Raw genomic sequence first — 20,504 nt, forward strand, 5'->3', positions numbered from 1 at the left:
CCCCCTATGGATTCTTTTTGAAATACGCAACAATCCCATCAGCAATCCCTTTGGCAAGCAATCGCTGATAGTCCTTGTGATTGATTCTTCTTCCCTCTTGAGGATGCGAGAGATAACCAATCTCAATCAACACAGAGGGCATCAATGCACCTGCCAAAACCCAAAATGGCCCCTCACGCACGCCCCCATCCATAATCCCAGAATAATTGGGACGCAAAGCATTTAAAATCCCCCCTTGGATATCGATTGCAAGCTTATTGGATGCGATCAAGCGATGCGTATTGATTGAGTTGAGAAAAGTCTGCTTTGAGAAATAATTCATCACCTCGATATTATCCTTATTCTCTTTCTCTGCTACGCGTCTTGCGCGCTCGCTTCTTGCCGTTGAGAGAAAATAAGTCTCGACACCATTGGCAGTTTTCATCGATTGTTTAGGCACAGAATTGGCATGGATAGAGACAAAGAGATCAGCATGCTTATCGTTGGCCAGATTGGTTCTCTCTCTCAATCCAAGATAACGATCTGCAGTCCTTGTCATCAAGACAAGATATCCGCGCCTCTTAAGCTCTGCCTCAAGAAGTTTAGCAACACTTAGCGTGATCACTTTTTCGCACACCTTGAGCACGCCAATAGCACCACAATCCTTCCCACCATGACCTGCATCAATCATCACTCGCTTCTTTTTACTTGGGGTTTGCTGCACTACTCTTGTGGGAGATTTGCTTGATTTTTTGATCGTCTTTTTGGGGTTAAATCCGATGTAGAGAGAAGTGCCAGAAAACCTCAAATCATAATTGAGAATCTTTGGAGCCTGCATCACGATTCGCACAACTCTCTTATTTTGCTGACCGATTTGCACGCGCGTATTATCTGAGAATATGTAGTTTTTTCTCTCAAGTGTCAAAATCGCATTGATATCTAATATACTGCGAGAATTTGAGAGTTTGCTTTGCTTGGCATCACTAGGTGAGACATCTCTATTGAAGGTGATTTTGAGATTTTGTTCTCCAAATGGAACGATATGAAGAATCCTAAGCGGCTGGGTTTTGGCATACAATCCACAGAAAAAAGCCAGAAACAGAACCGCTAAATAACGCACTTATTTGACTAACTCACTAAACAAATCTTTGACAGAAATAATCTTATTGATGCGATAGCCATTTGCGCCAGTGAAAAACAATCCATTTTGCAAATCTCCATTGTATCCAGCACCCAAAGAATCTGCGATGCAATATCCCACAGCTTTGGCCTCGACCCCACGATTGCAAGGACTCACACAATTGCTCACACAGCGAATCTTTGGAGCATTCCCCTCCTTGATGCGCTGCAACACTCCCGTCTTAATCGCTCTTGCAGGATATCCCACTGGCGATTTGACAAGCTCGATATCTTCTTTTTTGACTTTGAGCATAATTTCATTATAAGCTTTGGCATCACACTCAAAAGTCCCCAAAAATCTTGTCGCCATCTGCACACCGCTTGCTCCCAAAGAAAGAAATCTATCAATATCACTACGATCCCAAACTCCTCCAGCAGCAATCAATGGAATATTTCCCCACTTTTTAGCCTCTTCTGCGACACGAGGGACGACATTTTCAAGCTTATTTTCTTCTTTGAAACAATCCTCATAAGAAAAGCCCTGATGCCCCCCACTCAATGGCCCTTCCACAACAACAGCATCAGGGATCCTCTTATGCTTAGCCTCCCATCTTTTACACAGGATTCTCAAAGCCTTGGCAGATGAAATGATGGGGACAAGGGCTACATCTGGGAAGTTTTTTGTAAATTCTGGCATCGATAATGGAAGACCAGCTCCAGTCACGATGAGATTAGCCCCAGCCTCACACGCATCTCTCACAACACGACCATAATCATTGATCGCATAGAGGATATTCGCACCCAATGGGCGATCTCCACAAATCTTTCTTGCATTTTTAAAGATCTCATTGAGAGCAATTTTGGAATAAAAATTGATCGTCTCAAAAGGTTTGGAAGCAACCAGTTTTTCAACAAATTGCATTTGTTTATAATATCCCGTCCCCACACAGCTAATAATCCCCAAACCGCCCTCTTTGGAAACATTTCCGGCTAAATTATCCCAGCTGATCCCAACCCCCATACCCCCTTGAAAAATGGGATATTTAATCGTATGTTTTCCAATCTTTAATGGCTTAAGTTGCATTCTTTGTATCCTTAATGATGATTTTAATAAATCTGCGTTTTCCAATTTGGAAAATGTACTCTCCCTTTTGAAGTTTTAGATCTTCGTTAGTCATTTTTTTCTGATCGATTCTAAAAGCCCCTGATTGAATATCTCTTCGAGCTTGTGAGGTCGATTGACACAACCCGCTCTCTTTGAGAATAGCACAAACCCACGCCCCTTCTTCAAAAGTCATCTCAACAATATCACTTGGAATCTCATTTTGAGCAAAGACTAAGTCAAAATTTTCTTTGGCTCTTCTTGCCTCATCCTCTCCATGATAGCGCTCCACGATCTCCAAAGCAAGTAATTCCTTAGCTCGCTTGGGATGCAATAGACCTTCTGCAACACCTTTTTTGGCTTCTTTAATCTCATCCAAACTTTTTGTACTCAAAAACTCATAATATTTCCACATCAGCTCATCAGAGATGCTCAGCAATTTAGCATACATCTCGCGTGGATTCTCCGTGATTCCGACATAATTCCCCAAACTCTTGCTCATCTTTTGCACCCCATCAAGCCCTTCAAGCAAAGGCATAAGCATCACAGACTGCTCCTTACCTACCTCATAAGCCCTCTGTAGCGTCCTTCCCATAAGAAGATTAAATTTCTGATCATTTCCCCCTAGCTCAACATCACTCTCTAGCACCACAGAATCATACCCTTGCAAAAGTGGATAGATAAACTCGACCAAAGAGATGGGCTGCCCTGATTGATAGCGCTTTGTAAAATCATCACGCTCAAGCATCCTTGCTACAGAAAACTTTGATGTTAGCTCTATCATCCCAGCACTTCCAAGAGTATTGAGCCAAGCAGAGTTGAAACAAACCTCCATCAGCTCTGGATCCAAGATTTTAAACACTTGATCACAATAAGTCTGGGCATTGCGCTCTACTTCTTCTTGAGTCAAAGGCTTTCGTGTCTCACTCTTTCCTGTAGGATCTCCGATGCGCGCAGTAAAATCTCCGATCAAAAACTTAATAAACCCACCATATTTTTGAAAAGTTGCGAGCTTTTGGAGCAAAACTGTGTGTCCCAAGTGCAAATCAGGTGCAGTGGGATCAAATCCTGCCTTGATGACAAAGCGCTCACCCGTTTTATAAAATCGCTCAACCAACCCCTCTATATAATCTAGTGCAATAACTTCATTGCTTCCCCGACAGATCTCTCTTAGAGCCTCTTTGACAGACATCTTCTCTCCAACTTATTGATATGCATCTTTTAAATTTTGGAATTCTACAATTTTATACTTGCCAGAAATTGCGTTTTTGAGATCTTTGATACTTTTGGAATCTACCTCGATATCCACCTCAAAATGCGTCAAAAACTGATCTTGATATCCCTTATAAAAAATCCCTGTTAGATTGCAGCCATATTTTGCCAAATCAAGCAAAAATCGAGCTAGAGCTCCCTTGGTATCTTCCAAGATCACAATGATTTTATATTTGGCACCCACCTTGCCCACCCAATCAACAAAAACCATCTTAGTATGATCTTGAATCTTGACTTTTTCACACAATTTGTGATGAATGAGCACCTTTTGATTTTCCAAGATCCCCATCACCTCATCCCCCTGCTTTGGATAACAACAATAATCATACAAGACCCCATCCACAGGCTTATGGCTCAAGATCTTGAGATTCTCAAACTCAAACTCTTGCAGTCCCCAATTCAAATAGCGCAAACGCGAGAGCAAAGATCCACTTTTGTAAAAATACTCTACAAGCTTTTTGCTTGTATCTTTGAGCTCCTGATCTCCTACGATCGCAATGGGATTGATCTCGCTTTCCTTGAGGGCATCCTCGATCTGTGCATAAGTTTTGCCAAAAAAAGTCTTAAAAATTTGCATCACAATCAACAAATTGACTTCCCTCAATTTGTTTTGGCAATTGATTCGAATCTTATTCTTGGCTTTTGAAGTTTTGACAAGATTGATCCAAGAGCATCGCATCCCACTTGCCTTCCCTGTGATGATTCTCACGATATCTCCATTTTTAAGACGCTCCAAGAGATTTGCCTTTTGGTGATTGACATAAGCACCAACCGCGCTTTCTCCAAGCTCTGTATGCACCGCATAAGCATAATCAAGCACAACAGATCCAGCAGGAAGTGAAAACACATCACCTCGAGGAGAAAACACAGCAATATCCTCACGATACAAGTCACTTTTGACTAGCTCAAAAAATTCATCAATATCTTGATCTTTGTATTCGATATTGCTCAACCAATCAAGAGAGGTTTGATTGCCCATTTTGTATTTCCAATGTGCAGCAAGACCAAACTCAGCGCTCTTTTGCATCTCAAAGGTTCGAATCTGCACCTCAAAAATCGATCGCTCATCAAAAACTGTCGTATGGATAGTCTGATAGCCATTTTCCTTGGGGATAGCAATATAGTCTTTGAATCGCGATGTAATTGGCTTGAAGTGAAGATGCATGATTCCAAGCACACGATAACAATCAATCGGATTTTTAAGGATCACCCTCACTGCCAAGAGATCCAAAATCTCCTCGATCCCCACACCTTTGCGCTGCATTTTGAGATAGATTGAATAAGGACGCTTTAAACGACTTTGAATCTCAAAGCTTTCAGGATCAAATCCTTCTTGCAATAGGAGCTGATTGACTTTTTGGACAAATTCCTCAAGCTTTCCCTCTAGCACCAAACGATTAGCACCCAAAAACTCAGAAATCTTCTCATATTCCTCACGAAAGAGATAATAAAAACTCTGATCTTCTAGAGTGTTTTTGATCGAGGAGATTCCAAGGCGATAAGCGATGGGTGCATAAACTACAAGAGTCTCTTCAGAAATTTTGCGTTGTTTTTGCTCACTGAGGGCATCAAGGGTCAGCATATTGTGCAAGCGATCACAAATCTTGACAAAGATCGCCCGCACATCCTTGATCGAAGCCAGCAAAACCTTACGAAATGAAGAAGCCTGTGCCAAAATCTTGACATTTTGGATTCCATGAGGGATATTCTCTTCACGAAGCTCGACAATCTTAGTCAGCGCATCAACAATTTCAGCAACCTCATCACCAAATTCTATCCTCACCTCTTCAAGTGAGAAATGTGTATCTTCAACCACATCATGCAAAAGTGCTGAACATATCATCGCCTCATCTCCCCCATAATAAGCCACGATACATGAAACACAAATAGGGTGCACCGCATAAGGCTCTCCACTCTTACGGTATTGCTCCTTGTGAGCACCTATTGAAAATTCTAAAGCCTTTTTAATGCGTGGTGTAACATAAACAAGAGAATGAAGTTTTTGCAAAGATGAAGAAATATCTTTGCAAGAGGAAACAAAATCAAAAAGATCCAACTTATCTTCTCAAACCAGAATCAATGCCTGTGAAAACAATCTTATCCTGAGCGATTTCCATCATCGCAATATCAGCAAGCTTGTGTGTTTTGAGATCCACTCCATCGACAAGAGGCTTAGCACCATTACTCAGCTCTTTTGTCCTAGCAAAGACAAGATTAGATAAAACATAACGATCATTTCCCACCTTTTCCAAAGCTTTTGCTGCGATTTCTTCTGTTCTCATTTTTTTCCTTTTTATTTGAATTTTAACAAAGTTTATTTCACAATGGAGCAATGCCCATTTTCACCATTGATAATCTTGAGGAGATTCCCTGCTTTAAACATATTGCACACGACAATGGGCAGTTTATTATCTTTGGCCAATGCAATTGCCGTATCATCCATCACCTTGATATGATCTTTGAGCGCATCATCATAACTTAGCTCATTGAGCATCACAGCATCAGCATATTTCTTGGGATCTTTGTCATATACACCATCAACCTTAGTCGCCTTAATGATCATATCTGCCTCAATCTCAACAGCCCTCAAAATCGCTGCTGTATCTGTCGTAAAGTAAGGATTCCCAGTCCCTGCACTAAAAATCACCACGCGTCTTTTTTGAAGATGACGAATCGCCCGTCTATAGATATAAGTCTCACAAACCTCCTTAATCTCTACAGCACTTTGCACTCTTGTTGTGATACCAATATGCTCAAGTGCCTCTTGCATCGCAATCGCATTGATCACAGTGGCAAGCATCCCCATATAATCTCCACTTGTGCGCTTGATGATCCCCCCCTCACTTGCGCTCACTCCACGAATAATATTGCCTCCCCCAATCACAATCCCCACTTCCACACCATTTTTGATCAAAAGCTCAATTTCTTTGGCAATAAAACTCACAATATTGCTATCAATTCCAAATCCCCCCTCTCCAGCCAATGCTTCTCCAGAAAACTTCACCAATACTCTCTTTCCCATATCACATTCCTTTCAATCCAAATTCAGAAACAAAATAGATAATTTTAAAGCAATTTTTGGCTCTTTGAGGCAGTGTTTTGCTCCTTTTGCCAGTGCAAACTAAACTCACTCCCTTTTTTGTGCCAACTTTTCACCTCAAGCCTGATTCCGCATTCTTTGCAAATTTTTTGGACAATATTGAGTCCAAGCCCAAATCCTCCCCCACTTCGATCAAAACGCCTATAACGATCAAAGATTTTCTCCAAATCCGAATCCTTGATTCCATAGCCATTATCCTTGATCATGCAAAACATCCCATCCTCTTCTTCACCCAAAATGATTTGTACCTCTCCTCCCTTAGGTGTATATTTGTATGCATTGCTCAATAGATTATCAATCACTAGCACAAGTGCTTTGCGATCTGCCATAATCCAAGCACTTGAGAGATTTGTGATAATAGAAATTTGCTTTTGCTCAAATAGACATGAGAGAAATTCTAATCGCTCCTGCACGACCTCTTGCATATCAAGCTCCTCAATCCTCTTCTCAAGTCTTCCAAATGATGTATAAACAAGACTGTGATAAATGTTTTCGATTGTTCGCGAGGCAATCTGGATATGTCTCAATTTTTTGGCTTCTTCTTGAGGGATTTGATCTAGTTTTATACGCTCAACACTCATTTGTAGAATGCTCAAAGGGGTATTGATCTCATGAGTTGTGTCCTTGATAAAACAATCAAGCTCTTCGATCTTTTGATTCATAGGGCGCAAGGAGAGACGGACCAAAAACACTCCAACGATTGCCATCATCAATGACATACACCCAAACAATCCCCACACTTTCAAGCGCAAATCCCACAATAAGTCTCGGATATCTCCCCCATCAATCACGATTCTAAATGCTTCATCTGGGCGCTTATGTCGATGCTTGGAGTTTGCCTCCTCAGGATGAGTGAGAAAATCTGGACGGCCATAAGAGTTGAGCACAATATGATCATCAACAATAAAAATACCCCTCTCTTGAGGAATCTTGCGAGGATCAATCTTCATACTGCTATAGATGAGCTTGCCTTCTTTATCAAAAGCCATGATTCGATGCTCAGAATCCAAAGAAATTGCTTGCAAAACAGCGCGTTGTCCCTCCAAAGTATTGATATAGCGGGCATATTTTCCCCTTTTGGCAACAACTTGAATAATTTGCTTGGAGAGTTTATCTGCCTCACGAAATGATCGGATTTTGAGCGCATTGATCTCTCCAAAATACCATGTGCCAAAAATAATTCCCAAAAAAATCGTTGTGCTGATGATATAGAGAGCAAGAATCTGAAAAGTGGTTTTTTTGCTTTCATTCATAGCAATATCCAAGCCCTCGTTTGGTTTTGATCCTATCTTTGCCGATGTGGATTCTGAGATTTTTGATATAGACACGCAAGGATGCAAAACTTGGCTCTTCATACCCCCACAAACGATAAGAAATATCTTCAAGCGTGAGATATTTGCCCTTATTTTCAATCAAAATCGCCAAAAGTTCATTTTCTTTGTTTGTCACAGGCATTAGCGAACCATTTTGATAGAGCAAGCGCTGATTGAGATCAAAATACATTCCCCCTTCAAAATGCTCCACTTTTTGAGTGTTTTGCTTAAGAATCTTTTGGATTCGCAAAAATAACTCTTCAAGCTCAAAGGGTTTTTTGAGATAGTCTTCACATCCACTCTCATAGCCTGTTTTCAGATCAGCAATTGTATTGAGTGAGGTTGTAAAAATCGCTGGTGTAAGGATCTTATGCTCTCGTAGATCTCTCAAAAGCGAAAACCCATCCCCTAGTGGCACCTTGACATCTAAAATCAATAATTCATATCTTGCACTCATTGCTCGCTCTAAAGCATCATCAGCATTTTCTACACATTCCACTTCAAATCCTTTAGAGATCAAAAATTCTTCCATAAGCTCAGCCAAAAAAGCATCATCTTCCAAAAGTAAAATCATCCATCCCTCCCAAAATCTATTCTAACCCCTCATAAATTTCATCATTGACCTCTAGCTCCTTGATCAATCCTCCATCTTTCTCAACAAACAAAAAATACACTCAAACTTAAAGCATCCAAGATGAACTTAAGAAAAAATTCTAAAAGAGAAAAATGAATTAAATATGAAATCAAAATGGCGACCCCTAGAAGATTTGAACTTCTGCTCCTACCTAGAAAGGGTAGTATCCTTGGCCACTAGATGAAGGGGTCTCTAACAAAATAGCATAAAGGGGAAATCAAAGAAGTGGCGGAGCGGACGGGGCTCGAACCCGCGACCCCCTGCGTGACAGGCAGGTATTCTAACCAGCTGAACTACCGCTCCAAGACAAGAACCAAAGTGGTGGTCGCTACAAGACTCGAACTTGTGACATCTACCTTGTAAGGGTAGCGCTCTACCAACTGAGCTAAGCGACCAACTTTGATAAAAAATTGAAAGTCAAAGTGGTGACCCCTAGGGGACTCGAACCCCTGTAGCCACCGTGAAAGGGTGGTATCCTAACCACTAGATGAAGGGGCCACTGTATTTAACCATCAAACTGGTGACCCGTGTTGGATTCGAACCAACGGCCCACTCCTTAAAAGGGAGTTGCTCTACCAGCTGAGCTAACGGGTCATACACAGTCAAATACCGAAACAGGAAGCGAGATTATAATCACAAAAAAATCAAAAGTCAAGAACTTTGAACAATTTTTAATCCAATCGTTACAAATTAAGCCATAATTGCCCCTCTCTTAAGTGCAAGGTCAAGATACAATGCGACAACTCAAATCTCAAAGGCTTAGCATGACTTTAGAAAGCTATCTAGTGGGCATTGGCACTATCTTGTTTATCAGTATTTTTTCAAGCAAGCTCTCAAGCAAATTTGGTATCCCCCTACTGCTAATTTTCCTTATTTTGGGGATGCTTATGGGAAGTGAGGGGATTTTGGGAATCGAATTTGATAACCCTCAGATTGCTCAAATGGTGGGAACAATCGCTCTTTTATTTATTTTGTATGATGGTGGATTATCGACAAATTATGAGGATGTTAAGCCTATATTGCGTGAGGGATCGATCCTTGCAACCCTAGGCGTTTTGCTGACAGCTTTTATGATGGGGATCTTTGCATACTTTCTTCTAGATTTTACATTTTTAGAATCTCTTCTTTTAGGAGCGATTATTTCCTCCACAGATGCTGCTGCCGTTTTCTCGATTTTGAGAGCAAAAAAACTTGCACTAAAAAATAATATTGATCATGTTTTGGAACTCGAATCTGGAAGCAATGACCCCATGGCAATCTTTCTCACTCTAACAATCCTCAATCTCATCACCACAGATGATTGGTCAGAATTCTCATTATTTGGACTGATTGGACATTTTATTCTCCAATTCTCTCTTGGAGGAATTTTGGGAATAATTGCTGGCTTTTTGTTTCCAAAGATTTGTGCTCTAGCAAGAATCAAATATGCCAACCTATATGCACTTTTAAGCGTTTCTTGGCTTCTTTTGATCTATGGGATCACAACACACATTGGAGGAAATGGTTTTTTGTGTATCTATATTGCAGGAATCCTCATCAACAAAAGTCATTTTCCTTTCAAAAGAAATATTTTAGATTTTCATGACTCTCTAGCATGGGTGATGCAAATCACAGTGTTTCTCACTTTGGGACTTCTTGTGTTTCCATCAGAATTGATTCAAACTGCGCTCCCTGCATTGATCCTAACTTGTCTTTTGATTTTTGTTGCTCGTCCAATTGGTGTTTTTCTTTCTCTGTATAAGAGTAAATTTGATTTTAGAGAAAAAAGCTTTATCTCTTGGGTGGGTCTTAGGGGAGCCGTCCCGATTGTTCTTGCCACCTATCCCTATCTTGAGGGTCTAGAAAACTCTCATCAAATCTTTAATATTGTGTTTTTTATGGTGTTTATTTCTGTCTTTATTCAAGGAAGTACTCTGCCCTATTTTGCCAACAAATTGAAAATTATCAATGATTAGTGGAATGCTTCTTGCTTTATGCTCCTAAAATTCAACTTGGAGCAAAGGAATGCAAAGCGGATATTACAGTGCCACGGGTGGAATGGTAACCCAATTCAATCGCCTTGATGTCATTGCCAACAATCTTGCCAATCTCAATACCAATGCATACAAAAGGGATGATGTAGCCATTGGTGATTTTGCAAGGATTCTCAAAGGCACACATGATGAACTCCCTATAGAAGATCACACAAGAGAGGCGGCAAATTTTTGGAATCGAGCGATGGACAAAGTCCCTCTTATCACAGAGCAATACACAGATAGAAGCATTGGGACACTGATGCAGACAGGAAATGAGCTAGATTTTGCCCTCAAAAGCGAAAATGCTTTTTTTGCTATTCAAACTCCAGATGGAGTGCGATACACACGCGATGGGAGTTTCAATATCGATTCTGAAGGAAATCTTGTCACCAAAGAAGGGTTTAAGGTTCTAAGCAGAAATTGGATCGATCATGAGGGAGGTATCACTCTCAATGAATCCATGCAGCCCATCTTTAGTCCAAGTGGGAATATCACGATGAGAACTCCAGAGGGTGAAATAATCGAAGCGGGGGCTGTAGGGATCGTCTCATTTAGCAATCCCAAATATCTCAGAAAAACAGGTAGCGGTCTCTATGAATATGTCGGGAAAGATCTAGGCAGAGATCGATCTCTCTATCAAAACAATGATGATGTCCTAGCTCAAGGATTTATCGAAAAAAGTAATGTCAATGCTGTGCTTGAGATGACCAGCCTTATCGAAACCAATCGACTTGTAGATATGTATCAAAAAGTGATGAAAACTCATATGGATGATCTCAATAGCGAAGCGATTCAAAAACTAGCCGTGAGGGCATAAGGAGCAAAGAATGATTCGAGCACTAAACACAGCCACTACAGGAATGTTAGGGCAACAAATGCAGATTGACACCACATCAAACAATATCGCCAATGTCAATACCGTGGGATACAAAAAACAAAGAGCGGAGTTTAGCGATCTACTCTATCAAACCATGCAATATGCAGGAACAAACACAAGTGATAACACCATTTCTCCCACAGGGATAGAGGTAGGACTTGGGGTGCGACCCATCGCGGTGTCCAAAATGTTCTCTCAAGGAAGTCTCAAAGAAACAGGAAATAATCTAGATATCGCCATTGCTGGCAAAGGATTCTTTCAAATCCAGCTCCCTGATGGCAATGTAGGCTACACACGCAGCGGAAACTTCAAAGTCGATGGCACAGGAGCAGTAGTTGATAGCAATGGATATCGCCTAATCCCAGAGATCACAGTGCCAGAGGGGACGACTCAGCTTAGCATCGGAGGAGATGGGACAGTGAGTGCTGTGCAAGGGAATCAAACTGATGTAGAGATCTTAGGACAGATTGAGATTGTCAATTTTGTCAATCCCGCAGGACTTCACTCCCTAGGAGATAATCTCTATCTCAACACCAATGCCTCAGGTGATCCTATCGCTGGAGTGGCAGGACAAGGTGGGCTTGGACAGCTCAAGCAAGGCTTTATCGAGCTTAGCAATGTCAAACTCGTAGAAGAAATGACTGATCTAATCACAGGACAAAGAGCCTATGAAGCCAACTCCAAAAGCATCCAAACAGCCGATGCAATGCTCCAAACAGTCAATCAGCTCAAACGCTAAATAACCAAGGGGCAAGATCACCCCCCTTGATGCATCCTTAAAATCCCCTCCACATCAAAGCCAATCTCAATCTTTTCAAATACCCGATAATGAGACACCTCATCAATGGAGATAATCTTTTTGAGGATCTCTCTCCCTAGGCGGATCTCCAAAATCACTCCTCTACCATCCTTTGGCTCAAGACGGATTCCAATGATTTGAGCCTGAAAGCTCAAACCATCATTGGGATGTAGCCAAATATGCTCTTGAGCGATGATGATCCCCTCACGCCGATCAAGATGGGCAGAGTTTGGCAACACAAGCACCTCTCCCTCTCCAAAATCATAAAACTTATCCCCATTTTGTGCCTCACTCCAATTATGAGACAATAAATTTGTATGATTTTGGGCAATCAAAGAACCAAAATGAAGCTTAAGACGCCTCTGAGAATTTGCATCTAGCCATTTTTTGTCATGACTAATTGTCACAATCAATGCCCCAAGCTCCCTATTGGCCCACCAAATTGCATTGGAAAATGCTTGCAATCCTTCAGAATCAAGACTATTAGTCGGCTCATCAAGAAGCAATACTCTAGGACGCAAAAGCAATCGCTGCGCAAGCCCCACTCGCTGCTTCTCTCCACTGCTTAGCTCCCAAAATGCCCTCTTGAGAAATATACTTGGCTCAAGCCCGACAAGATACAAAGCCTCATTGATTTGAGATTCCGATACTTTTCTTTTGCGAATCTTGAACATATACTCTAGATTTGCCCTCACACTCCTTGAAAGCAAGCAAACCTCAGGAAGTAAAATCGCAATCTCCTCAACCCCCTCTCCACCATAGATAATCTCTCCAGTATTGGGGGATTCCAAAAAAGCAAGCAATCTTAAAAGTGTGCTTTTCCCACTTCCATTTTTTCCACTGATTCCCACCATTTCTCCAGCATTCAGCACAAGAGAAGAAAAATCTAAAACAACCTTATCTTGGTATGAGTGGGTGATATTTTTGAGCTTATAGAGCATCATTTATCCCTCTGTGTTTGAAGAAAAGAAAGTGCTAGATTGATCAAAAGAGCGATTCCTACAAGCACAATCCCAAGCGCGATCGCCAATGCAAATTCTCCTTTATTGGTCTCAAGTGAGATAGCTGTGGTAATCGTGCGCGTATGCCATTTGATATTCCCCCCAATCATCATCGCAATCCCAATCTCACTCACAATCCTTGCATAAGCCGTGATCACCACACTCAAAAGCGCATGACGCAATTCCCAAAGAGTGGTTGTAATCATTTGTTTTTGAGATAGAGCAAAAGAGCGCAAGGTCAGCACAAGGCGCTTATCCATATGCTCAACTACAGAAGATGATAGTGCGACAATGATTGGCAAAGCCAGTAAGGTCTGCCCGATGATTACGCCTGTGTTGCTAAAAAGCAATCCATAATCCCCCAATGGTCCCTTTGAACTAATAAAAGCATAAACAATCAATCCCACCACAACAGTTGGAAATGCCAGCAAGGTATTGCACACAAGACTAATCACCCTCTTCCCCCAAAAATCAAAATAACCAAGAAGAAAACCTAATGGAAGAGCGATACAAGTTGCAATCATAATAGAAACAGAGGAGGTCAAAATCGTATTGTAAATCGCATTATAAGTCTCTGCATCTCCACTCCTCAGCAAAGCAAGCGCTTCCCAAAATCCTCCCAAAATAAAATCCAAGTCATCTCCCCATACTCTAAAGTAAAATAATCATTTCATTTTATCAATCAAGGAGAAAAATAATGTTGAAAAAAACCCTACTAGCTCTTGGAATCTTTTCCTCTATCCTTATGGCTCAACCCCTCAAAATGGCTACCACAACAAGCACAGACAATACGGGATTGCTTGATGATCTTGCACCAAAATTTCAGCAAGACACAGGCATCCAGCTTCAATGGGTCAGTGTAGGCACAGGCAATGCACTAAAGCTTGGAGAGAATTGCGATGTTAGCGTTTTGCTTGTGCATTCTCCAAAGGTTGAGGAAAACTATGTCAAACAAGGCTTTGGTGTCGATAGAAAGGCTGTGATGTATAACGACTTTGTCATCATCGGAGATCCCTCATATCTTAAAACTTTCCAAGATAAAACACTCAAAGAAGTCTTTCAAACAATCCAAAAAAACAAGATTCCATTCATCTCTAGGGGGGACAAAAGTGGGACACACAACAAAGAGCTAAGCATTTGGAAATCACTTGGGGGCAAAACTCCTAGCAAGCAAGACACATGGTATAAAGAAAGCGGACAGGGCATGCTTGCCACAATCCAGATCGCAAGTGAGCAAAAAGCCATCACACTGACAGATCGCGGAACATTTATCAAATATACTGCAAACCTCAAAGGCAAACAAGGACTTGTTTTGCTCTCACAAGGGGATGATGCACTTAAGAATTTCTACTCAGTGATCGCTGTCAATCCCAAACGATGCAAAAATGTAGATTATCAAGGTGCAACACGCTTTATCGAATGGATCACAGGGACACAGGGGCAGCAAGCGATCAAAGATTTCAAACTCGATGGCCAAGAGCTTTTCACCCCAAATGCACAGAATCAAAACCATGCAAAATAAAAAGATTCTAATCCTCACAACTGGGGGGACAATCGCTGGAAGTGGCGAGGATCATTTACAGGGTGCAAACTACAAAGCAGGATCTATCAGCGGAGAGACTCTCCTCTCCTCCCTCCCACCCATACCTGCATCTCTTGAAGTTTATGAAGTCGCACAAATTGATAGCATCGAGATGGATGCAAAAATTTGGCACAAACTTCTCACACTTCTACATCAAAACATCACACTCTATGATGGATTTGTCATCACGCATGGCACAGATACGATGGAAGAAAGTGCCTTTGTGCTAGAGCTTCTTTATCAAGAGAGCAAGCCTGTTATCTTAGTCGGTGCGATGCGTCCTAGTGATGCGATCGGAAGTGATGGAATCAAAAATCTTTGCAATGCAATCTCTCTAGCATCAAATTCAAAAGCCAAAGGGGTGATGGTGCTCATGAATGACAAGATCTATGATCCAAAAACTATCTACAAAGCCCATACTTACAATCTTGATGCATTCGCATCGCGCAATGGAGGAGATATGGGGTATGTCCTTGATGGATCTGTGAGGTTTTTTTATCCTCCATACAAACACACTCTTCCCTTTGTAACCGATGATCTAATCTCCCTACCAAAAGTAGAGATTCTCTATATTTATGCGGGGATTTCAGATCTACCCAAATTCTCTCACGAAGTCCGTGGACTCATTGTCGCAGGATGTGGTGCGGGCAATATCCCTACAAAAATCAGAATCCAGCTCAGAGAATTGCAAGCTCAAGGGATTCAAATCGTCGCTTGCTCGCGTGGAAATCAAGGATTTGTTTGTGAAAGTGAGTTTATCCCAGCCTATGCACTAAGCCTGCCCAAAGCCAGAATCTTGCTTGCCTTATGCCTACAACACAAACAGGCACAAGAAGACATCAAAGCAGTTTTTGCACATTTTTAAATAGGATTGGCAAAGTCTCTATTAGATGCGCTCTTGGATCTGAGGATCCAAAATAGCGCAATGAGCGCGATACCAAAGAGCAGTGGAGGAATATAGGAATACTGCTTCCATTCTCCAAAAAACTCAATCACAAAATGAGAAGCAAAAAATCCACCCACTCCCATCAGACTAGCCCAGATCAATGAAGCCCATAGATTCCAAAACACAAATTTCCTCACACTATATCCGCTCATCCCCACAGCAAGAGGAACGATGCTTTTGAATCCATAGATGTATTTGTTTGCAAAGATTAGGATGATTCCATATTTTTTGAGCCAGAGGGACACAAGGGCGATTTTGCGCGTGTATTTTTTGGATCTAAAAAATCTTTTTTGATACTTTGCAAGATACACCAAAATCAAATTTCCACACATATTTCCACTTGAGGCGATCACAATACTTAAAACCAAATCAAGCTTTTCCAAAGATGACAAAACTCCAGCAGAGACGATTCCCAAAAGCGTCCCACCGAAAGAAGCAAAAAAGAGCAAGATATATCCATAAATTTCAATATTTGCCATCATCTTTTCCATCATTGATCTCCTAGAATTTATATCGACCTTCAATGAAGTAGCTACGACCCTCACCAATCAAAAAGGCATATCCTGTCACAGGATCGCTTGAGTCTTTGTTGTAATAACTATAATAGAAAGTGTCTGCGACATTTCTCACACCAAAGCTAAGTGAAAAATTTTTGTGAGTGAAATCCATCCCAATATCTGTGAGATTGTAGGCGGGGATATAGTTTTGTGCTGTATCTCTTTGGCTACCCACAAATGAGCTCATCACCCATAGATTCCATCCCTTATAAAATCGATAATTTACGCCCAAAGTTGCCTTGTAGTTGCTCACATAGGGGATCAGAGATCCATTTTTGACCCCACTTGATCCAGCATTTAAAATCCTTGCATCCACATATGAGAAACTCTCACTTAGCCCAATGATTCCATCCAAGAAATTTTGCTCACTTGCCAATTCCACACCAGCTCTTTGAGTAAGCTTGTAGTTCCCAACCTTAAATCCCCCGATAGTATGAGCACTTCCTAAGGTATAGATCTCATCATGGGTAAGAGTATAGAATCCAGTGAGCAAAAACATCGCATGCTCTCCCACAAAGAGCTTGCTTCCTAACTCAAAAGTATCATAAGTCTCAGACTTGATGTGGGTATCTACATAGTTATTACTACTTCCAGAGCCATTTCTTGCAGTGAGATTATCAGGATTGGGCGAGCGAAATCCTCTCTCATATTTCCCATACACATCCCCAATCTCAAAAACATATCTTGGTGTGAGCTCAAGTGCAAAATTATGAGTTGTGTTTGAAATATCTTTGTAGAGAGAGTATTGGATTGGAGGAATTGGACGCGGAGAAACAGGAGTCGCTCCAATCTTCATATCATTATCATAGGTGCGATATCCCCCATACCATGCAAACTCATATCTCCCCCCAGCAGTGAGAGAGAAAGATGAGCTAAAGTCATATCTCTCAAGGACATACAAAGAATTGCTCCATTTTTTGGCATTGACATAGGTATTGATCAGATGCTCATAACTTGTGACATTCATAGGTGGAAAGGGAAAATTCAGATTCCCCTTCCAATCAATATCAAGTTTTAATTCCCTCTCCCCCTGCTGATAAAGGCTATCAAAGCCTATCACTAGCAAGCCATTTGTATGCTTCCAATCATATCTGGCTTGAAATCCAATTTTGGAATCCAAAAACAAGCTTCCTTTTTGATCGACCTGTGTGTCTTTGAGCAACAAATTCATCATCTCTATTGGATAATCCATCACTTGAAGATTTGTTTTGTATTTGGATTGATAGCGTTGAAAATAGGTTTTGAAAGTGATTTTATGATCAGAATTGATTTGATAATCATAATTCAAAGCAGTGCTTATTCTCTCTTGCAAAGTGATGATCTCTCCCCTTCCAGCCCTTGTGCGATCACTTTTGCTAGGATGAGAATCCTCGCCAAATCTAATCATAGGTGAGGTCTGATCTTCACCCAAGAAATATCCCAAATCCAAACTTAGCGAATGCTGATTATTGATATCCCAAGTGACATTTCCATTCACCCCACCCAAGTGAGATAGATCTTTTTGGCGATATCCTTGAGAAAACACATAATTCCCCCCAAAACTCAAATACAATCCATCTCCCACTTTACCCCCAATCTTGGCATCCACCTTCGCTCCTGAGCCATTAGAATAGCTATAGCCCCCTCCCATATTTGCACTCAACACTTCATAGCGTTTCTTACTTGTGATATTGACTACTCCTCCCCTAGTCCCATTTCCATACATCACCGCACCCCCACCAGGCAATATCTCAATGCTCTCAACCTCTCCAATTCCAATACTTTGGATAGGAGTCACTCCATGTGATGAGTCCAAAACATTCAATCCGATTCCATTAAACAAAATCTGTGTATTGACATTTGCACTCCTTCCCTGCCCTCTCAAATCGATATTTTGTCCCAAACCAAAATTGCTCATCCCCACAAAAGGAAGAGAGGCAAAAACTTGTTCCATAGATGAAAATCCCTTTTGGGCAATGGATTGAGAATCGATAAAATAAACATTGCGATTTAGATCATCAAGTCTATAGTGTGTGGAATTCACCCTCACCTCATCAAGCTCAACCTCCTTGGCAACAGACGCACAAACCCCCAAAGCAAAAAATGCTAGATACTTTTTCATTTTTTCTCCATAAATTTTCATAAGTAGAATTTAGTAGTAGTCGGATTCTATCTAAAAATGATAATAATTATCATAATAATGATATAATCCATCAAAACTTACTTATCACAAAAAGGAGAAACAATGATTCAAAAAATCATTTCACATATGAACGATCACCACAAAGAAGACTTAGTCGCTTTGGCCAAGAAGTTTGGCAATCTCAAAGAATGCCACGAGATTGCTTTGGTAGGAGTAGATAACAAGGGATTGGATATCTCTTGTGATGGCAAAATGATCCGAGCAGATTTTGCAACTCAGGTTGAAGAATCTGAACTCAAAAATGCAATCATCGAGCTTTGTATGTCTGTTCCAAAAACAATGGAATATGACAAGATCAAACAAGAAATGCTGGAATTTAGAGCAAAATTTGGCTCTGTGATGATTGCTAGTATCGATGAAAATCATCAAGCCATCGCCTCTTATGCCCCACTTTTGACATACAAGGATCGATTCTTCATCTATATCAGTGAAGTGGCTGAACATTACGCCTCAATCAAAGCCAATCCAAACTCTATAGAAATTTTATTCTTAGAAGATGAAGCAAGTGCGAAATCAGTGATTTTGCGTAAGCGTTTGCGCTACAAGACAAAAGCAGTTTTTAGAGAAAAAGATGCCGAGTTTGATGAGATCTTTGATCATTTTGAACAAAATAATGCCAATGCTGGAGGACTTAAAAGCATCAGAAAATGGGATGATTTTCATTTGGTGGAACTGATTTTTCAAAAAGGGAGATTTGTCAAGGGCTTTGGAGCAGCTTATGATATCGACGAGAAAGGTAATCTCAAATTTGCAGCAGAAGGAAGTGGCAATCCCCACAAGCTCCCTCACAAATAAAGCTATACTCTCTTCATGAGAGAAGCTTTTAGTCTTTTGGAATCTATTTTTGCCCTTTTGATTATTGGGGTTGCCCTGATCCTTGGATTGGGATTCCAACCCCAACCTCCACTCATCTTAGCCATCCAATCCCTCAAAGCCGACATCATCCTTGCACAAACACTCGCTCTAAGAGATTCAAGATTTTTCTCCAATCTCACCTCCACTACCATCACCCATTCACTCTCCCCCTCCATCAACCCAAACAAACTCATCACGCACCCCACAATGTGGCAAATCCAATTTCACACAAGTGGGATCTACACTCAAAATAGCTATAGCATCTACATCGACACACCAAGATATGCACAAACAACAGATCTAGATGGGCGCCCAATGAGTGGAGATTTCATCGCCCTTGAGCCTACAAACAATCAATGCCTCAGCGGATACAACAACACCAATGTCTCAGACTATTGCAAGAACAATACCTCTCCATCAGTTCGCCTAAAAGAGCAATTTGGGGTAGAAAAAATCACATTTGATCGCGATGAGTTTTGCAAAGAGAGAGATGGGGGGAGGATCTATTTTGATGATCTTGGAGTGCCTTATTGTGGGAAATCCCCTCGCCCTATTAGCAAACCCTACAAAATCACACTTCACAAAGGAAGAGAATCTCTAAGCATTTGCATCACACCCTTAAGTGGATATGTGACCTCATGTGATCAAAAATAAGTCATCGCCTTTGCCAAAACCACGATGATCAAACACAGCACCAAAGCAATAATATGCGACTTCCCTTTAAATGGATCGGGTTTTTTAAGCACAGCGACAAAAAAGACAGAATATGCCCCAAGCAAAAACATCAAAGCCAAAACCCCCAATTTGAGAAGCAAAAACCATCCAAACAAAGTATCCAAACTCAACTCATAAAATCTTGCCAGCATCACCCCACTAAGCAATAATCCCAAAAAGATCCCCGCAAAAATAAAAACACTTCCCCTCATATAAGCTTTTTTCACGCTCTCACACCGCTCTTTGTCAAGTTTTTTTAAAGCCAATGGATATACACAAACATCAAAAAACACATACCCTACAAAAATAATCGCACACACCAAATGTACACACAACCAGAAAAAATGCATCACCTTTCCTTAAAACTCATTTAATCATTCATTATCTATCCAAAATTTCACACATTACAATGCTATTTTTGACTCCCAAAATCAAGATTGTCCTACCATATCATCAT

At 41.0% G+C, this 20,504-nt stretch carries 20 protein-coding genes and 5 tRNA genes; 7 read left to right on the forward strand and 18 right to left on the reverse strand.

Features of this window, described 5'->3' with window-relative positions:
* Nucleotides 1-4: 4 nt before the first annotated feature.
* The 13 genes from T391_RS0102890 to T391_RS0102955 form a co-directional block, all read right to left on the reverse strand.
* Nucleotides 5-1,099, reverse strand: a complete 1,095-nt coding sequence (locus T391_RS0102890; protein ID WP_084340102.1) for an N-acetylmuramoyl-L-alanine amidase family protein — start codon at nucleotides 1,097-1,099, stop codon at nucleotides 5-7.
* Entirely contained in the window at nucleotides 1,100-2,182 is a 1,083-nt protein-coding gene (locus tag T391_RS0102895) for a nitronate monooxygenase (protein ID WP_027327083.1), read from the reverse strand.
* Nucleotides 2,172-3,392, reverse strand: coding sequence for a tyrosine--tRNA ligase (tyrS, locus tag T391_RS0102900; RefSeq protein ID WP_027327084.1), 1,221 nt, complete (start codon nucleotides 3,390-3,392; stop codon nucleotides 2,172-2,174). The genes T391_RS0102895 and tyrS overlap by 11 nt, the downstream gene beginning before the upstream one ends.
* A 12-nt stretch (nucleotides 3,393-3,404) precedes the next feature.
* On the reverse strand, nucleotides 3,405-5,528 hold the full coding sequence (locus tag T391_RS0102905; RefSeq protein WP_027327085.1) for a RelA/SpoT family protein: 2,124 nt from the start codon (nucleotides 5,526-5,528) through the stop codon (nucleotides 3,405-3,407).
* 1 nt (nucleotide 5,529) lies between these two features.
* Complete coding sequence (locus T391_RS0102910; RefSeq protein ID WP_027327086.1) at nucleotides 5,530-5,754, reverse strand: DNA-directed RNA polymerase subunit omega; 225 nt, start codon at nucleotides 5,752-5,754, stop codon at nucleotides 5,530-5,532.
* Nucleotides 5,755-5,786: 32 nt separating this feature from the next.
* Nucleotides 5,787-6,494 (reverse strand): UMP kinase, encoded by a 708-nt coding sequence (gene pyrH, locus T391_RS0102915; RefSeq protein WP_027327087.1) that lies wholly within the window; start codon nucleotides 6,492-6,494, stop codon nucleotides 5,787-5,789.
* Nucleotides 6,495-6,538: 44 nt separating this feature from the next.
* The gene (locus T391_RS0102920; RefSeq protein WP_027327088.1) at nucleotides 6,539-7,825 is read right to left on the reverse strand and encodes a sensor histidine kinase; all 1,287 of its coding nucleotides are present in this window, start codon (nucleotides 7,823-7,825) and stop codon (nucleotides 6,539-6,541) included.
* Nucleotides 7,818-8,459: a response regulator transcription factor gene (locus T391_RS0102925; RefSeq protein ID WP_027327089.1), complete on the reverse strand. Its 642-nt coding sequence runs from the start codon at nucleotides 8,457-8,459 to the stop codon at nucleotides 7,818-7,820. Before T391_RS0102925 ends, T391_RS0102920 begins: the two co-directional genes overlap by 8 nt.
* A 175-nt stretch (nucleotides 8,460-8,634) precedes the next feature.
* Nucleotides 8,635-8,710, reverse strand: a tRNA-Glu gene (locus tag T391_RS0102935).
* Nucleotides 8,711-8,745: 35 nt separating this feature from the next.
* A tRNA-Asp gene (locus T391_RS0102940) sits at nucleotides 8,746-8,822 on the reverse strand.
* A gap of 16 nt (nucleotides 8,823-8,838) precedes the next feature.
* Nucleotides 8,839-8,914 (reverse strand) — tRNA-Val (locus T391_RS0102945).
* A gap of 28 nt (nucleotides 8,915-8,942) precedes the next feature.
* Nucleotides 8,943-9,017 (reverse strand) — tRNA-Glu (locus T391_RS0102950).
* Between the two features lie 20 nt (nucleotides 9,018-9,037).
* Nucleotides 9,038-9,113 (reverse strand) — tRNA-Lys (locus T391_RS0102955).
* Between the two features lie 140 nt (nucleotides 9,114-9,253).
* On the opposite strand from T391_RS0102955, the gene T391_RS0102960 reads away from it, so the two are divergent.
* From T391_RS0102960 to flgG, 3 genes are read left to right on the forward strand one after another with little or no spacing between them, the layout of a single operon-like run.
* Nucleotides 9,254-10,474: a potassium/proton antiporter gene (locus T391_RS0102960; RefSeq protein ID WP_233709533.1), complete on the forward strand. Its 1,221-nt coding sequence runs from the start codon at nucleotides 9,254-9,256 to the stop codon at nucleotides 10,472-10,474.
* Nucleotides 10,475-10,523: 49 nt separating this feature from the next.
* Nucleotides 10,524-11,351, forward strand: a complete 828-nt coding sequence (locus tag T391_RS0102965; protein WP_027327091.1) for a flagellar hook-basal body protein — start codon at nucleotides 10,524-10,526, stop codon at nucleotides 11,349-11,351.
* A 10-nt stretch (nucleotides 11,352-11,361) separates the two neighbouring features.
* The gene (gene flgG / locus T391_RS0102970) at nucleotides 11,362-12,150 is read left to right on the forward strand and encodes a flagellar basal-body rod protein FlgG (protein ID WP_027327092.1); all 789 of its coding nucleotides are present in this window, start codon (nucleotides 11,362-11,364) and stop codon (nucleotides 12,148-12,150) included.
* 17 nt (nucleotides 12,151-12,167) lie between these two features.
* On the opposite strand, the gene T391_RS08380 is transcribed toward flgG, so the two are convergent.
* Nucleotides 12,168-13,151 (reverse strand): ATP-binding cassette domain-containing protein, encoded by a 984-nt coding sequence (locus tag T391_RS08380; RefSeq protein ID WP_051420557.1) that lies wholly within the window; start codon nucleotides 13,149-13,151, stop codon nucleotides 12,168-12,170.
* Nucleotides 13,151-13,846: an ABC transporter permease gene (locus tag T391_RS0102980; RefSeq protein WP_027327093.1), complete on the reverse strand. Its 696-nt coding sequence runs from the start codon at nucleotides 13,844-13,846 to the stop codon at nucleotides 13,151-13,153. The genes T391_RS08380 and T391_RS0102980 overlap by 1 nt, the downstream gene beginning before the upstream one ends.
* A gap of 65 nt (nucleotides 13,847-13,911) precedes the next feature.
* Between T391_RS0102980 and tupA the strand changes: the two genes are divergently transcribed.
* Together tupA and T391_RS07765 are read left to right on the forward strand one after the other, a co-directional pair.
* The gene (gene tupA, locus T391_RS0102985) at nucleotides 13,912-14,733 is read left to right on the forward strand and encodes a tungstate ABC transporter substrate-binding protein TupA (protein ID WP_420806128.1); all 822 of its coding nucleotides are present in this window, start codon (nucleotides 13,912-13,914) and stop codon (nucleotides 14,731-14,733) included.
* Complete coding sequence (locus tag T391_RS07765) at nucleotides 14,705-15,658, forward strand: asparaginase (protein WP_084340106.1); 954 nt, start codon at nucleotides 14,705-14,707, stop codon at nucleotides 15,656-15,658. Before tupA ends, T391_RS07765 begins: the two co-directional genes overlap by 29 nt.
* Here T391_RS07765 and T391_RS0102995 read toward each other — a convergent pair.
* Both T391_RS0102995 and T391_RS0103000 read right to left on the reverse strand, forming a co-directional pair.
* Nucleotides 15,655-16,233 carry a DedA family protein gene (locus tag T391_RS0102995; RefSeq protein ID WP_051420559.1) on the reverse strand — a complete coding sequence of 193 codons (579 nt, stop codon included), beginning with the start codon at nucleotides 16,231-16,233 and terminating at the stop codon, nucleotides 15,655-15,657. The genes T391_RS07765 and T391_RS0102995 overlap by 4 nt on opposite strands.
* Nucleotides 16,234-16,240: 7 nt before the next feature.
* A complete protein-coding gene (locus T391_RS0103000; RefSeq protein WP_051420560.1) occupies nucleotides 16,241-18,397 on the reverse strand; it encodes a TonB-dependent receptor domain-containing protein in 2,157 nt (718 codons plus the stop codon).
* 123 nt (nucleotides 18,398-18,520) lie between these two features.
* Between T391_RS0103000 and T391_RS0103005 the strand changes: the two genes are divergently transcribed.
* Nucleotides 18,521-19,273, forward strand: coding sequence for a HugZ family heme oxygenase (locus T391_RS0103005; RefSeq protein ID WP_027327097.1), 753 nt, complete (start codon nucleotides 18,521-18,523; stop codon nucleotides 19,271-19,273).
* 15 nt (nucleotides 19,274-19,288) lie between these two features.
* A complete protein-coding gene (locus tag T391_RS07770; protein ID WP_051420561.1) occupies nucleotides 19,289-19,987 on the forward strand; it encodes a hypothetical protein in 699 nt (232 codons plus the stop codon).
* Here the strand turns inward: T391_RS07770 and T391_RS0103015 are convergent.
* Nucleotides 19,978-20,397: a hypothetical protein gene (locus tag T391_RS0103015; RefSeq protein WP_027327098.1), complete on the reverse strand. Its 420-nt coding sequence runs from the start codon at nucleotides 20,395-20,397 to the stop codon at nucleotides 19,978-19,980. The genes T391_RS07770 and T391_RS0103015 overlap by 10 nt on opposite strands.
* Between the last annotated feature and the right edge of the window lie 107 nt (nucleotides 20,398-20,504).

It is taken from the genome of Helicobacter pametensis ATCC 51478, assembly GCF_000518225.1.
GTDB lineage: Bacteria > Campylobacterota > Campylobacteria > Campylobacterales > Helicobacteraceae > Helicobacter_G > Helicobacter_G pametensis.